Source organism: Mesorhizobium sp. dw_380 (genome assembly GCF_018588885.1).
Taxonomy (GTDB): Bacteria; Pseudomonadota; Alphaproteobacteria; order Rhizobiales; family Rhizobiaceae; genus Mesorhizobium.
The window spans coordinates 1-14,473 of the sequence record NZ_JAFFIW010000067.1; the positions used below are offsets into that span (position 1 = coordinate 1).

A 14,473-nucleotide genomic window follows, 5' to 3' on the forward strand; every position below is an offset into this window, starting at 1 on the left:
GACATCCGCGCCTGGTTCAGCCCTAGCGGTGAAGGCATGGCAGCAAGCTCAGCGCCGCTAAACAACAAATCGCCAAGGCATGCGAACATTGCATGCTCTCTCGCTCGAACACGCCGCGGCGGGGGCGCTCGTCTCCACGTAGAAGGACCAGATTTGCCATCGAGCCTTCTCCTGTTCACGGCAAATTTCACCCTAAATGCACCGCCGCCTCGGAGATTGGCCCCAGCAGATGTCCGTAGGCAATCATTCTCTGACGTTGCCGAGCGGCGGAACTGGGCGCCATATTCCTTTACCATCAGACGGACCCGGTTCTCGACGTCGCGGCTGATAGCGACAAGGCAGGTGCCAGCGGGAGGATGGCGTTCCAGCGGCCCGCCCCAGTTCGAAATACGACTAACCGTCACGGAAGACTTAACTTGGCAGTTCGGCCACCGTCTACGACAAAAATCTGGCCGGTGACGAATGCAGCTTCGTCGGAGGCAATCCATGCGACCATGGCGGCAACTTCCTCAACGCGGCCTGTTCGGCCCAACGGATGAATGGTACCAAGCCGTTCCAGTGCCTTCTCGGGCAAAGCGGCGACGAAATCGACATTGAGATCCGTATCGATCCAACCAGGCGCTACGCCATTGCAGCGCACCCCGTCTTGCCCGCCGTCCACCGCTACGGCGCGTGTAAGGCCATGCAGCCCAGCCTTCGAGGCACAATATGCCGCGTGCCCTGGGTTAGAGGCCAATCCCTCTATCGAGCCAACATTGACGATTGAGCCACGGCTTCTGCGAAGATGAGGCATGGCGCGACGGATCAGCAGGAAAGGAGCATCAAGATTCAGCGCCATTGTGCGTCGCCACTCGTCAAGCCCGGTATCATCTACCCTTGCTTCAACCATGCACCCAGCGTTGTTGACCAGGATATCGAGGCGGCCAGCCTGTCGAACGACATGGTCAATTACCATGTTCGGAACGCCGGGGTCGCAAAGGTCCGCGACTATCCCTTCTCTATGACCGGTCGCCTCGAGCTGAACCGCAAATACTCTGGCCCCGTCGCTGGCAAGTCTGTCGGCGATTGCCGCCCCAATGCCGCGGCTAGCCCCGGTCACTAAGGCGACCTTCCCCATAAAACGCTTCATTCGGCTGCCCTTTCGCCATTCACCGTTACAAGCATGCCGACGCGAGACGCACGCGCAGGCCGGTTTAATCCGGACACCTTCTCCCGCGTGGTCAAGGCCTACTCCACCCCGTCGGCGATGCGACCATTAAGCGGCCGCAAGATGAATAGGCGTCTCTGACTCCGAAGGCCCAACCTGATGGCCGTGCGCGACGCACGAGCCCGGTCCGGCGCCGCGATTCGTTGCTCTTAGTCGATTTGAACTGAAATGCGAGCATCTGCGCTGACGCTTCTTTCTTCGTTAGGTGCCCGGGCTTTGTCCCATACCACCATGATTTCATGGGTTTCAAAGGCATCCTCAGAACATGTTTAGTAACACCCTGTATATTGATGCCAATTCAGCTGCGATGGACCCATATGCCTGAACGAATTGGCCCGTAAGCCCTTCTTGCTATCAAACCCTTTTATGCTTTCTCCTCGGCCCGCCCTGCGATCGTGCCTTCAGGACATTGCTTTGCGGAGCCGCACAGAGGGCGCCGTAATAAACCTCCTCACCCTTGTAGTTGGCTAAGGCCTGCAGCAAGTTCGGTAGAAGGTGTTGTTTCAGCTCGTCCAGCATAGGGTCCGCACTGTCCAGCGATTTCAGTGCGAACTCGATTAGCTCAATCGCACGATCTTGGTTGCCGCTCTCGTGATAGTATCGAGCCACCGCCGGATAAGTCCGGAACTTGTGGCCGTCGCCTTGGAGTGGATTGCGTGCCAGGATATGCTCGGCCAACTCTTTGCCGAGCGCGAAGCGCTCATGAGACGGAAAGTGCGAGTGGTCGTGCGCCGGACCGAAAAGTTGGTCTAATGTTGCCAGCAGCCAATGCTCGGAGTTCCTTTCGATCGCGTCGCGAGCCAATTGGCGTATGACAGGCAACCCGGCCGGCATGTCTTGCATTCTGTGAAGCAATACATGCGCCTGAGCCAAGCGGAAGTTGATGTCGTCGGGCATCAAGGCGCTGCCCTCTTCGACTGCTGAGAGTGCCGTCTCCCAGTCCTCTTTTCTCACTGCGGCCCAAAATCTCCTATTAATTGACTTGGTCAACGCTTGTTCGCGCTCGGCGATCCGCTTCGAGTCGACTTTCGATGCGTCGCTGGTGCGCCAGCGGCCGTTGAGCACTCTCGCCAAGACCTCGTTAAGTCGAGTAGCGTGACCGATATAGGCGATACGACCGTCTGCATCGATTACAAACAAGATCGGAAATTCGCCAGAAAAGCTTGCTTCCATCCAACGCTTTTTCATTTGGCCCGTATGGTCGAACGCGATCGGAAAATTCAGGTTCGAGCACTTTTCGGTCAACCACGCGTCCAGCTTGACCCGCGCCTCAACCGTCGATAGCGCGCCTTCATGAGCCGCGACCACGATGACCTCGAGCCCACTGTGCTTGAACCTTTCCTGCATCTGCATCAGATGGTGCATCGCCGCCGCACATGGTTCACTCCCAGTTGCCCAAAATTCGACGACGTATACTTTGCCGGGCTGGAAATGTGCGATGGGCTCGCCGCGCACCCAAGTCTCCACATTGATCGAAGGAGCCGGCGACCCCATCTGCAAAACCATATTGCTCTCCAACGCCATCCCAAAGCTGCGCGGCTTTATGGCAAGCTGTTCCCTGAGAGACGGTGCACCGAGTCGACTGAAAGGAGGCCTCTATCGTCAGGCGGGCTTCGATGCAGTCAGCCGTCAATCAGTTTTGCCGCATTTCAACCAGCAAAGGCCGTGCCAGCGCGCTGAACGCCCGCTGACGGCATTAATTTACCTTTGAAAACATCCATGTGTAATGATGCGGACATTTTTGTCAGGTGTTTGTTTCGAATCCGCCATTTTGTCAGTTGCTGTCGGTCTGGGCGTTTAGAGTCCTCGCGCCAGACTGCGATGGGGCAGCAGCACCTGAATACAGACCTGCCACTGAGAATTTCCTCCATCTGAGACTAGAGTCAGGGTCCTTGATTACGGACTGATGAAGACAAAGCGATTTACGGAAGAGCAGATCATCGCGGTTATGCGCGAGCATGAAGAGGGTGCGAAGGCTGGCGATCTTGCCCGCAAGCACGGGATCTCCGAGGCGACGCTGTATAGCTGGAAGGCCAAGTATGGCGGGATGGACGTCTCCGACGCCAAGCGCCTGAGGCCTTGGAAGACGAGAACGCCAAGCTAAAGAAGCTGCTCGCCGACGCTCGAAGCCTCGGCAGTGCGCGAGCTTCTGTCGAAAAAAGTTAGGACCCGCCGCCAAGCGCGAATCCGTAGCGCATCTGCAGGCCGTCATGGGCCTATCGGAGCGTCGGGCCTGTCCTTCGTCGGCGCCGATCGCAAGATGATTGATACCAGTCTGGCCGACCGCCAGAGACACAGCTGCGTGGTCGGCTGCGCGACCTCACGCACGAGCGTCGACGCTTCGGTTACCTGCCCGTCGTCCACGGTGGCGGCAATCTGTTCTTCCAACTCGCAAACGCCCGCTACGAGAAGGGCGCAATGATTGTTACCTCAAATCGCGGCTTCGCCGAATGGGGCGAGGTCTTCGGCGACCCTCGTCGCAACCGCACTTCTCGATCGCCTGCTTCACCATGCGGTCGTCGTCCAGATCGAAGGATCGAGTTATCGGCTCCGCCAGCACGCCGAGCTCATGCCAGAACACTTGCGATCAAAAGCCTCCATCACATTGCCGACATTAAATTCACCATCGCGACCGCGCGGCCGGCCACCGAAAAATGGACACCCCCACCGGGACAGCCTGAGCGGCGAAACTGGGGAATTTTACTTCGGCACTTTTGGGGACGAGTGGCATTGACAGGTGACGCGCAGGGGATTGCACAGATTGTGCGCACACGTTGGTTCAAGGCAGTTCATCTGAAGTCCGCTACTGGCCAGAGGCCGCGCACGCTCACCGCGGCGCGCAACACTGTCAGGGCGGCACTGCCAACGAGCAGGTCATCCGACGCATGTTGCGTTCCCTGGGGCTAAGCAACCCTATCTCTCTCTTGGAAGGTGCCTTGGGTTTTCTTGAGGTACGGTGCGTAAAAACCCGATACGAGCAGAGGATGATCGCGAGGCAATGTGGAGAAGCCTCCGGCTGAGCCTCGGCAATTTCTAGACGAACAAAGACATACCGATACCCCAATGCACTCGAATTCCGATGTAGCGTAGTTCCACGTCACTTCGGCGCCAGAAGAGATATGCTGAATGGCGACGAAGTCGTAGGCCCCGAAGCGATTGGGCACAATCGCTAAGTTTGGATCACAACAATGATTCACAATGACAGCCGGCTTATGAAAGAGAGCATGGACATTCCAGTCCAGTTGAAAGGAGTTTGTCGTTCGAACCGTTTCCATACGGTCAATTAGCCCGATGACGACAATTTCCCCCGGCAGGAAGTCGCGAGCAGCGAATACCCCGCGCCCCCTTTCTCCTCCCGTGCTGAGGATTTTTACGTTGCGGGCATTGAGCTGCTTTGCGCACGCGACGTCATCCGTCAAAATAGACAGATCTTGGTTTATGTGAGTATCAGACATACTGTTTCTTTCGCCTGCTCGATTGAGGGATGAGTACTTTTCGCCAGAGGTCGCTTGGAATTTCGCTGTTTTCGGAACGTCCTCCTAAAATCCCGATGGTTCCAAGTAATTTACGAAGTTGGGGGCTTGTCCATGTTTTGCGCCTTAGGTCCCAGTCAGCGGCGCCTACTGTCTCTCCCAGGAAACACTCAAAAATCGTGCCGATTCACCCGCCCGGCAGCCGAGGATTTTGATTTCTCTCGGCTATTTGACTGAGGCTAACGAAGAGATTGCCTATCACGCGTGTGTAGCGAATCCGACAGACCAGCAGGCGAAGTGGTGACAACGCGTCTGCAAGCGAGCAGTTTATCCTGCTGCGGATGGTGCGCGTGACACGCCAGCCGGGGGTCCAGGTCTCGAAAGCGTTAGCATACCGCAGGAAGTGGCTGCAAAACCCCTGTTGCCGCCAGATGCCGCGCACATTGAGTTTCAAAGGCGCGGTCAAGGGACTAATGCGTGACAATACTGTCCCACCTATGGCGTTTTCTGAGTTCGACTGGGCCGCTTCGACCCCGCAGTGTATTGTCACGCGAGTAGGCGGCGGCCCGCTCTCTCATGCTTTGGCCAAATGAGCATAACTTGCTGCGAAACGCCCGAGTTTGTGTTCGCCGCAAGTCACCGGCCGGTAGCGCAGAGGGTTGCTGTCAGTGACACATGAGGCCAATGGCTCAATGATCGCATCGAAATCAGCATCGATAAAGAAGGGGATTGAGTATCGCTCACGCCCTGAGCTATTCACTACGCGATGTAGGTTGGCCAGATAGACACCGTTGGTGAGCCGCTGAAGCAGGTCCCCGACGTTGATTATGAAAGTACCGTGGATCGGCGTGCCTTGTACCCAATCGCCGTCTCGGTTCATGACCTGAAGACCGCCGACGTCGTCCTGTGCAAGGATGGTCAAATTGCCGTAGTCGGTGTGGGCGCCGATTCCGATCATGTCTTCGCTGATATAACCACTCTGCGGCGGGTAGTGAAGCAGCCGCTGAATGCTGATCGGGTTCCGCATGAGGTCCTCGAAATAGCTTTCCGCCAGGTCCAGACTGAGCGCAATTCCCTGCAAAAGTTTTTTCGATAGGCCCACCATCTCTTGATGGTATCTGTATGTCAGCTCCCGAAACTCGGGCCAACCTGAGGGCCACTGGTTAGGACCAAAAAAGGGACCTTCTAAGGTCGAACGTTCAGGTCCGAAGTCGAAGCACTCCTTGAGGTCTTTGGTCTTGCCCGGATCGGTGTTCTCGCCGAACAGCTCAATGTAACCGCGAAAGGCCGAATCGGAATTGCCAATATGCAGTGACGACTTCTGCGACAATGGCAAATTAAAAAACCTGCGGCTCACATCAAACACCGATTGTATGAAATCCTGCGGGACTCCGTGGTTCTTCACATACATGAATCCAGTATTGGAAAGCGCCCACCGTATCTCCCTGGCCACCACCTGTTTGTTCGTACCGTTGAGGAGCGGTCCGATGTCGACCACCGGTATTTTGTCAAAGCTTTCGCGTTTTGCGCGCAGCTTATCGTCTAGTCTGGCTACTAAACCTTTGGACATTAGTACACCTTTGTTTTGCCGATTGAAGCCGACGCATAGCTGCCGGCCATTTGGATTTATCGTGACGCGAAGTAGTACTGAAACGCGCCACCGTGCTGGAAATACCCCTACTCGTCTTTAGGTCATCCACAACAGGGTTTCGCTCCCGAGGCAGAGCATGATCACAACCCCTGTCGCTCTGCCGCGCTGACCTTCTCGGGCACTTGAAAGACCCAATAGTCCGCACGCTCCTCGGCCACGTATCTGCCGTTGCTTAGACACTGCGCCAGTAAAAGAACGCCCTCATCCTGCAGACGCCGCGCTTCGTCCTCGAAGAATGCGGCCTCGGCGTAGCTCTTGCGGATGCTTGTGATGATGAATCCTTTCGGGCGCGTGACGCGAGCCAGCTCGCGCAGCCCGTCTGGTCTAACGTGCCCAAGTGTAAAGACACTGCAGCAAACCGTGATATCATAGCCCGCGTCGGCGTACTCAGAGAGTACTCCGTTAAGGTCGACACAGTCTTGGACATGACGGTAGACTCGGGTTTGCCGCGCCTTTTCGGCCATCTCTTTGGAAAGATCGAACCCATCGATCAGCCCGAAGCCGAGGCGTTCCAGTTGCACGCCGACAAGGCCTGTTCCGCAGCCAGCATCCAGGATTGTGATGGCAGTTCGCTCGCTGCTCAAATAGGCTGCCTGCACGGTGCCCGCTAGTTCCGCCACGATCATCGGGCCGTAGTACCCCTCGGAGCCAACATCCACATCGTAGGCCCCAGCCCATCCCCGATAGAATTGGGTTAGGCGATCGGCGTCGCCCTCGAGTACGAGGGCGTCCCTGATGCGCTGTCGTGCGACTTGTTCCAGTGTCGTCTGCTGATCGACGGTATTCATGGCAACTCCTCTGATAGGCATAATCGGAAGCGGCTATTCGGCTCCTGATGCCAACTCTCAAATGTGAGAATCAAAGCTCGTGCCAATTGGCCAAAAGCCCGAAGAAAAGCAATTTTGATGAATTCTGCTATCAGGCTGAGGCACAACAACACAACATTGCTCCAACGAAGCCTGTCCGCAAACAACAAAGCCGACAAAGTGTCGGGTTGTGAACTTGCGACCCAGCGTACAGCACTGCCCGCGAACTCATGAAAATCCCGCGCGCCTCCTACGTTGTCAGCTCTATCAATTCCAGTGGCCTGCTATGTGGTGGGTCCGGAATGAGCTGGTACGGGTTGATCAGCCCGGTGCTCGATTGCCATTGGCAATGCAGATGCGGTCGAAGATTTGCGGCCGAAGGAGGCGTCCGCTGGGACTATCGCCGTTTTGGGGCAGGTCAGGATTGCCCTGGCGCTGGAGTCAGTGATGAGGCGCTAAGCTGGGCTTTGGATGGTGTCCTCTCGGACAGCCCAGGACGTCATCCAGCGGCAGACGACGATGGCTTCTTCGGTCGACGTCAGGCACGGTGCTCTTCGACGCCTCGGCTCCCATCGGAGCATCGGCCCGATCGCGTTGAGCGCGAAAGCCAGGCTGCCGAGGTGCTTGCCAATTGATGGCACGTGGGTTTTGCGGGGCTCGTAAGGGGGCGTCACCGAGTATGGGTCAGCCGCGACAGGTACTGGGGTTGGCGCCGAAGGCTTCGCGGAAGCACTTCGAAAAATGTGAGGCCGACACGAAACCACAGGCGACCGCGATCTCAATAATCGGCAACTCTGTTTGTGCAATGAGACGCTTCGCGCGGCTAAGTCTCAAATGCAGGTAAAAGCGCATGGGAGACAACGAAACCGATCGCTGGAAGAGCCGTTCAATCTGACGCTGTGAGCGGCCGACACATCTTGCGATGTCGCGTAAGGGCAGCGGGTCCTCAATATGCTCCTCCATAATGCGAATCACTTCGGCGACCGGCTTGCAGATGCCGGCTTCGCCGCCATTCATGGTCCATTGTCTATCAGAGGCAGGGCGCCAATACCCGGCAGTCGTATGTCGGCAGACGGTCAACGCAATGTCTCTGCCGAGGCGTTCGCTGATCAGCTCCATAACGAGGTCGAACGACGCAAATTCTCCTGCGCAAGTGAGGAGGTGACTATCACGAACGAATAGCCGGTCAGTGACCTGAAGCCGGCCAAATTTTTCAGAGAAAGCGGCTCTCTTGTCCCAATGGATTGTGCACGCGGTGCCGTCCAGCAACCCGCTGTCCGCCAACAGCCATGTCGCCGTACCCAACGCTGTGATTGGAACACCATGCCGCTTGCAAAGCCGAAGAATCTTGCTGAGAGCAGCAGACGTCTGCCTTTCGACCCGTTCGCCTGCACAGACAATGACCATGTTCGTACCTTTGCCAGCCGGAACGCATTCGCCGGTGCTAGCGAAGTCGCTGCCGACCGACAGGACGAACCCGCTGGCGCATTCAACCGGCTGGCCATCCAGGCTTGCAATCGTCCACTCGAAGAATGATCGACCGGACACAGAATTCGCGATGCGAAGGGGATCTACAAATGACGAAAGGCTGAGTAGCGAAAATCCGGGAAGTGCCAGGATAACCAGTCGGTATACGTCCTGCGTGTCGATCACCTGCCGGCTGGGGTTCCATCCCACGATCCGCGAATGATCTCCTGTTGAAAATGGCGCATTCATAAGGTCATACATCCTGGTTGATGGTGATCAACATCGAGCGGCCGCAAACGACACCGGCGCCTTCAGGGTTGGCACCGCAGCCATTCAACTACGGGTGTTATGCTTGCGCTTCATGAAGTCCTTGGCGGTCTCGACAGCCACCGCCGCGTCGCGGCAATAGGCATCGGCGCCGACGGCCTTGCCGAATTCCTCGTTCAGCGGCGCACCGCCGACCAGCACGACATAGTCGTCGCGAATGCCCTTTTCCTTCATCGTGTCGATGACGACCTTCATGTAGGGCATGGTGGTGGTCAGCAGCGCCGACATGCCGACAATATCAGGTTTATGCTCTTCAATCGCCGCCATATACTTCTCGACCGCATTGTTGATGCCGAGGTCGATGACGTCGAAGCCGGCGCCTTCCATCATCATGCCGACGAGGTTCTTGCCAATGTCGTGGATGTCGCCCTTGACGGTGCCGATCACCATCTTGCCCTGCTTTGGCGCGCCGGTGGCGATAAGCAGCGGGCGCAGGATGAACATGCCGGCCTTCATCGCATTGGCCGACAGCAGCACTTCCGGAACAAACAGGATACCGTCGCGAAAATCCTCGCCGACGATGCGCATGCCTTCGACCAGCGCCTCGGTGAGCACCTTGTAGGGCGCCCAGCCGCGCTCCAGCAGGATGGCCGTGCCTTCCTCAATTTCTTCCTTCAGCCCGTCATAAAGGTCGTCGTGCATCTGCTGCACGAGTTCCTCGTCGGACAGCTCGGAAAGGATGATCTCTTCGTCAGCCATGTTGGTTCACCTGATGCTCAATTCAAAGGAGGTCGGCGCCCCATCTCGATGGGGCACCGATCAGGCTTCCGGTTCGAAGCCTTGGGAGTTGATTTTCAGGCTGCCAGCCACTATTCCCGCAGGTGAATCTGGGAACCGGAAGACTGGCCTGTGCGGCGCCGGATTGCGGGAATATCAGTGTCCATCATCGCGTCACCCTCAGCGGAATGACCCGCATCCCGCGTCAAACATCAGTGGCCCGGCCGTCCAATAGGGGCGGACCCTAGCTTAATCTCGCGCTGATGATAGGCGCCGGCAATTGTCCTGAGAATGCGCAAAAGCTTTCGCTTGTCTTAAATCCAGTTTATATCCAGAGGCGGATAGGGTGAGGGGCAATTCAGGTCACGGGCGGAGTTCTTCAGACTGGACGAGAAACCAGTCAACCAAAATCTTGCATCTCTTGTTCTTGCTGGCATCCTCGCTGGCCAACAGAAAGAAGGCCCTGTCGGTCTGGATTTGGGTTGGCAATGGCTTGACCAGGAGGCGGTTGTCGAGCAACTGCTGGGCGGTAAGGGACCACCCCAATGCTATTCCTTCACCAGCCAGAGCCGCTTGAAGCGTTAGCTGGTAGTCATTGAACACGATATTGGGCTTGATGTCGCTGGCATCGCCGCCTGCCAACTCGACCCATTCGGGCCAATCCAGGCGCTTGCGAAAAGCATCGGACGAATGAATCAGTTGATGGTGGATCAGATCTTCGACGGCTTGGGGAGCGGGGTGCGACAGAAGATATGCCGGTGAGCAGACGGGAAAGATGATCTCGTCGCAAACGAACCAGCTGTTGGCCCTTTCAAAATTCCGGGGCCGCACCCAAACCGTCACGTCGATCTCATGATCTGGCTCGACATCGCGGTCGGTGGCGACCACCTTGATCCTGACGTCCGGATGCTCTTCCTGGAAATGATAGAGTTGAGGCGCGAGCCAATGTGCCGCCAGAGATGTCGAAGCTGCGAAAGTTATGTACTTCGTTCCGCGATCAGTGATGGTCTCAAGCCGCTGTTCCAGACGGCGGAAGCTGTTGCGCACCTCATCGTAGAGCTGCCTGCCGGGCTCGGTCAGCTGCACTCCCCGATTGTCTCGGACAAAGAGTGCCGTCCCGCAATGCTTTTCGAACATTTTGATCGAATGCGAGATACTTGGCTGCGTCACGTTGAGTTCGCTGGCCGCGTTCTTGAAACTCAGCGTTCGGGCCGCCGCTTCGAAGACGAAAAGCGAATGCGTCGATGGGACAAGATTGCGAAGCTTGGACATGAAGCAGGTCTATATCAGACCGCATATTTTCCGTCTACGAGACGAACGACACATCGTTTATTCGAAACAGGAACAAGCCAGAGCGAGCGGTGCACTACCCACCGGCCGCCTTCACCGAGCGAGTTGGCAGTGAACTCTTTGAATCAAACAAAGACAAGAGAGCGTATTGTCGTCCAAGCACCGCATCCGGAGCCAACAGTCTCAGGGTGGTACCGCACGTCGGGACCGGAGCTACCCTTAGTGCCGCAGCAAGGCGATGTCACATGCGATTGCCTGGTCATTGGCGGCGGCTGGATGGGGCTTCACGCGGCCCGCCGATTTGCCGAACTCAACCCCCAGTCTTCGGTAATCCTCGTCGACGCCGGACGTATCGGGGACAATGCATCGGGGCGGTGCATGGGCTTCGTCATCGATCTCGCGCACAATCCCCGAAAACGCGACTTCGTTGAAGACATTAGGGGAAACAAGGAAGAGCTGTACGTCAACCTTGAGGGCATCGCCTACATTCGAACCGCCGTCGAGGAGCATGGGGTAGACTGTGATTGGGACCCGCAGGGGAAATACCACAGCGCGGCCACGTCTCACGGCGTTGCCGATCTACACCGCTTTTCGGAGGCGCTCGATAAGCTTGGACAGAAGTACAGCTGGGTTGAAGCCCCTGAAATTCAGTCGATCACCGGCAGTAAGCACTACGTCAAAGCTTTGCATCACCCTGGCACGATTCTGGTCCAGCCTGCGAAGTATCTCAAGAACGCCGTAAACAGCCTCCCCGAGAACGTTACCATCCATGAAAACACCGCCATTGTGGCGGTCCAGTTCGGTGCGCCGAAGCACATCTGCGAGACGCCTGCTGGAACAATCAGGGCTTCGAAGGTCATCATCTGCGCATCGGGTTATCTGACGAGATTTGGCTTCTTCGAAAACCGAGCCATACCACTCTACACGTTCGCGAGCATGACCAGACAGCTCACTGAGAGCGAGCTTTCCAACGTGGGCAACAAGCGAACATATGGGCTTATTCCGGCCGATAGCTTTGGGACGACGGTGCGACGTACTATAGACAACCGTCTTTTCCTTAGAAACGTTTACTCGTATGCGACTAATTTCAAAACAACCAAACAAGATGTCCTTAGGGCGCGGACCCAGCAGCAGGTAGCATTTGACCGCCGATGGCCCGGGCTTTCGTCAATCGGCTTTGAGGCCAGCTGGGGTGGTCTGCTTACGCTCGCGCAAAATGGCGGCATGGTCTTCGGCGAGTTGGCGCACGACGTCTATGGTGCCGCCTTCTGTAATGGAACCGGCGTCGCTCGAGGGGCTGCCTTTGGCAAGGCTGTCGCCGAACTGGCCACGGGGCAATCTTCGGCTGTGATCGATATCCTGAAGACGCGGGCCGCTCCGAGCAGGACTTATCCGAGACTTGTCACATCAATGGGCGTCCGGTTCGTGACCGCTCTTCGTTTCAGGCAGGCAGGCGCGGAAGTCTAGCAATAAGAGGAACGGCAATGGCGGACCTGAAGGGCATCAATCTTGCAATGCAGACACCGTTCGAACCTACCGGTGCGATCGATTACGGCCTCTTCGAAGAGTTGATCGAAAAATACGTATCGGCGGGAGTTCACGGCTTGGTTCTTGGGGCAGGTACAGGCCAGCACCCTTACCTGACCGAGTCCGAATGCAATCGGCTCTACGAGCTCGGGGCGAAGCGCATCGCAGGACGCTGCAACGTTGTCTGCCAGACCTCGGCCCTGAATATGGACGAAGTCATACGGCGGTCACAGCAAGCTGAATCGGTCGGCGCGGACGCGCTGATGATTTTGCCGCCGTATCTCGAAGGTCCGTCAGACGAGGATGGAATTTTCAATTTCTACAGGGAAATCGACGCGGCGGTTGGCGTGGATATTGTGGGCTACAACATCCCGCAGGCTACCGGGATCGCGGTTTCGCCACGCCTTTTTGATCGACTGAGCGGTCTCAAGCATTTCAATTACATCAAAGATAGTGCCGGCGACTTCACCGTGCATCAGGAGTATCTGCAGACGGGAGGCAAGGTGCTAAATGGTTGCGATACAACAACCCTCTATGCGCTGATGGCAGGCGCGCGCGGTGTTATCTGGGGCGCAGCAAACTACATGCCTCTTGAGGCTGTCGAATTGTACAACCTTGTGGCAGCGAAGGATTTGGAGAGGGCTCTGGCACTTTGGCAGCGGATGCTGCCCTCGTTGCTTTTTATCTGGCGGGCACCATATACGCCTTCTGTTCTGAGAGCCGCGCAACTGCGCGGCCTCGGAACCGGGAATGTCCGCAAGCCATTGGCAAAACTCTCGGCGGACCAGGACATGGCGCTTCGCGCCGCACTTGCCCCGCTGTTTGAGGTCGCCTCCTAGCCGTCAGGATATCCAGGGGAGTCCCTATGCGAATTGTCCTGGTTGGTTCGACTGGGATTGTCGGGTCGGCCGTAGCGGCCGAACTTGGCAAGCGGCACAACATTATAGGAGTCGGGCGAACTAGCGGCTTATTCAACGTCGACATCGCCGAGCCGAACTCTATCGACCAATTATTCGACAAGATCGGTGCATTTGACGCGTTGATCTGCACAGCAGGGGCCGTGCACTACGCCCCGCTGAACCAATTCACGAATGAACAGTTCGAAATCGGGCTGCGCAGTAAGTTGATGGGGCAGGTCAATCTCGTAGCGAAGGGTCTCAAGCGTATCCGCGACCACGGATCATTTACCTTGACCTCGGGTCTAACCAACGAAGATCCCATCCGGCAGGGAAGCTCGTCCGCCCTGGTCAATGGCGCGTTAGACGGTTTTGTACGCAGCGCGGCAATCGAGCTTGGGCGGGGGCTGCGGATCAATCTGGTCAGTCCGACTCTCGTACAGGAGTCGGTTCAGCTCTACGGCGACTTCTTTCCTGGCACCGCGGCGGTGCCGGCGAGCGAGGTGGCGCTCGGCTACGTCAAGAGCGCAGAGGGCAGTCAAACGGGTCGAGTTTATCGCATGGGTTGGGTCAGAGACGCCTAATCTGACCAACAATGAACGTCGCGCTAACGGAGGACAAGCATGCCCAGGCAACTCTGCATCGGAGGTAGGTGGGAACTCGGTGGTAGAGCGGCCCAATTTCGATGTGACAAACCCTGCGCATCGTTCTGCGGAGGGGGCATCAACTTGTGGATGTCGCTCCATGAATAGGCAGCGGGTGGTCGGCTTAGAAAATGCCCATCAAGGCGCACTATCGTCGTTGCAGGCGACAGGTGAATGTGACGCAGGGCGCCACTTCACCCCCGTGCCAGAAGGCCATATCCGCATCAGCCTCTGCCAGCCCGAACCTATGCTGCAAGAAGCAGCGCTCCGGCTGCGCCGTTTCGCTTCCAGCTACCGCCGCGAGGCCGCATGACCGCCAAAGCCATTCCCGCCAAAGCAAGAGCGGTCATCATCGGTGGCGGCGTTTCCGGCTGCTCCGTCGCCTATCACCTGGCCAAACTCGGCTGGACCGACATCGTGCTTCTGGAGCGCAAGCAGCTGACGTCAGGCACGACATGGCATGCCGCC

At 57.1% G+C, this 14,473-nt stretch carries 12 protein-coding genes and 2 pseudogenes; 6 read left to right on the forward strand and 8 right to left on the reverse strand.

Annotation, left to right across the window (positions count from 1 at the left end):
- Window positions 1-400: 400 nt before the first annotated feature.
- Both JT360_RS31550 and JT360_RS31555 read right to left on the reverse strand, forming a co-directional pair.
- Window positions 401-1,129, reverse strand: coding sequence for an SDR family NAD(P)-dependent oxidoreductase (locus JT360_RS31550; RefSeq protein WP_126080609.1), 729 nt, complete (start codon window positions 1,127-1,129; stop codon window positions 401-403).
- A 432-nt stretch (window positions 1,130-1,561) separates the two neighbouring features.
- Window positions 1,562-2,713 (reverse strand): TlpA disulfide reductase family protein, encoded by a 1,152-nt coding sequence (locus JT360_RS31555; RefSeq protein WP_126080610.1) that lies wholly within the window; start codon window positions 2,711-2,713, stop codon window positions 1,562-1,564.
- Window positions 2,714-3,113: 400 nt separating this feature from the next.
- On the opposite strand from JT360_RS31555, the pseudogene JT360_RS31560 reads away from it, so the two are divergent.
- Together JT360_RS31560 and JT360_RS31565 are read left to right on the forward strand one after the other, a co-directional pair.
- Window positions 3,114-3,556: pseudogene (locus JT360_RS31560) on the forward strand (transposase); the annotation flags it as partial.
- Window positions 3,551-3,941 (forward strand): annotated as a pseudogene (locus tag JT360_RS31565) (ATP-binding protein); the annotation flags it as partial. The pseudogenes JT360_RS31560 and JT360_RS31565, both read left to right, overlap by 6 nt.
- Window positions 3,942-4,110: 169 nt before the next feature.
- On the opposite strand, the gene JT360_RS31570 reads toward JT360_RS31565, so the two are convergent.
- The 6 genes from JT360_RS31570 to JT360_RS31595 all read right to left on the reverse strand — a co-directional run bounded on the left by JT360_RS31570 (window position 4,111) and on the right by JT360_RS31595 (window position 10,920).
- Window positions 4,111-4,662 carry an SET domain-containing protein-lysine N-methyltransferase gene (locus JT360_RS31570; protein ID WP_126080611.1) on the reverse strand — a complete coding sequence of 184 codons (552 nt, stop codon included), beginning with the start codon at window positions 4,660-4,662 and terminating at the stop codon, window positions 4,111-4,113.
- Window positions 4,663-5,254: 592 nt separating this feature from the next.
- On the reverse strand, window positions 5,255-6,250 hold the full coding sequence (locus tag JT360_RS31575; RefSeq protein WP_126080612.1) for an isopenicillin N synthase family dioxygenase: 996 nt from the start codon (window positions 6,248-6,250) through the stop codon (window positions 5,255-5,257).
- 161 nt (window positions 6,251-6,411) lie between these two features.
- Window positions 6,412-7,119: a class I SAM-dependent DNA methyltransferase gene (locus JT360_RS31580; RefSeq protein ID WP_214477131.1), complete on the reverse strand. Its 708-nt coding sequence runs from the start codon at window positions 7,117-7,119 to the stop codon at window positions 6,412-6,414.
- A 702-nt stretch (window positions 7,120-7,821) separates the two neighbouring features.
- Window positions 7,822-8,853, reverse strand: coding sequence for a GlxA family transcriptional regulator (locus tag JT360_RS31585; protein WP_164762826.1), 1,032 nt, complete (start codon window positions 8,851-8,853; stop codon window positions 7,822-7,824).
- 84 nt (window positions 8,854-8,937) lie between these two features.
- A complete protein-coding gene (locus JT360_RS31590) occupies window positions 8,938-9,630 on the reverse strand; it encodes a cobalamin B12-binding domain-containing protein (protein ID WP_126080615.1) in 693 nt (230 codons plus the stop codon).
- A gap of 381 nt (window positions 9,631-10,011) precedes the next feature.
- Window positions 10,012-10,920 (reverse strand): LysR substrate-binding domain-containing protein, encoded by a 909-nt coding sequence (locus JT360_RS31595; RefSeq protein WP_126080616.1) that lies wholly within the window; start codon window positions 10,918-10,920, stop codon window positions 10,012-10,014.
- A 240-nt stretch (window positions 10,921-11,160) separates the two neighbouring features.
- Between JT360_RS31595 and JT360_RS31600 the strand changes: the two genes are divergently transcribed.
- The 4 genes from JT360_RS31600 to JT360_RS31615 form a co-directional block, all read left to right on the forward strand.
- A complete protein-coding gene (locus tag JT360_RS31600) occupies window positions 11,161-12,405 on the forward strand; it encodes an NAD(P)/FAD-dependent oxidoreductase (protein ID WP_245459658.1) in 1,245 nt (414 codons plus the stop codon).
- Window positions 12,406-12,422: 17 nt separating this feature from the next.
- On the forward strand, window positions 12,423-13,304 hold the full coding sequence (locus tag JT360_RS31605) for a dihydrodipicolinate synthase family protein (RefSeq protein ID WP_126080618.1): 882 nt from the start codon (window positions 12,423-12,425) through the stop codon (window positions 13,302-13,304).
- Between the two features lie 26 nt (window positions 13,305-13,330).
- A complete protein-coding gene (locus JT360_RS31610; protein WP_126080619.1) occupies window positions 13,331-13,945 on the forward strand; it encodes a short chain dehydrogenase in 615 nt (204 codons plus the stop codon).
- Between the two features lie 369 nt (window positions 13,946-14,314).
- The coding region (locus tag JT360_RS31615; RefSeq protein ID WP_214477133.1) for an FAD-dependent oxidoreductase at window positions 14,315-14,473 on the forward strand (159 nt) is incomplete at its 3' end.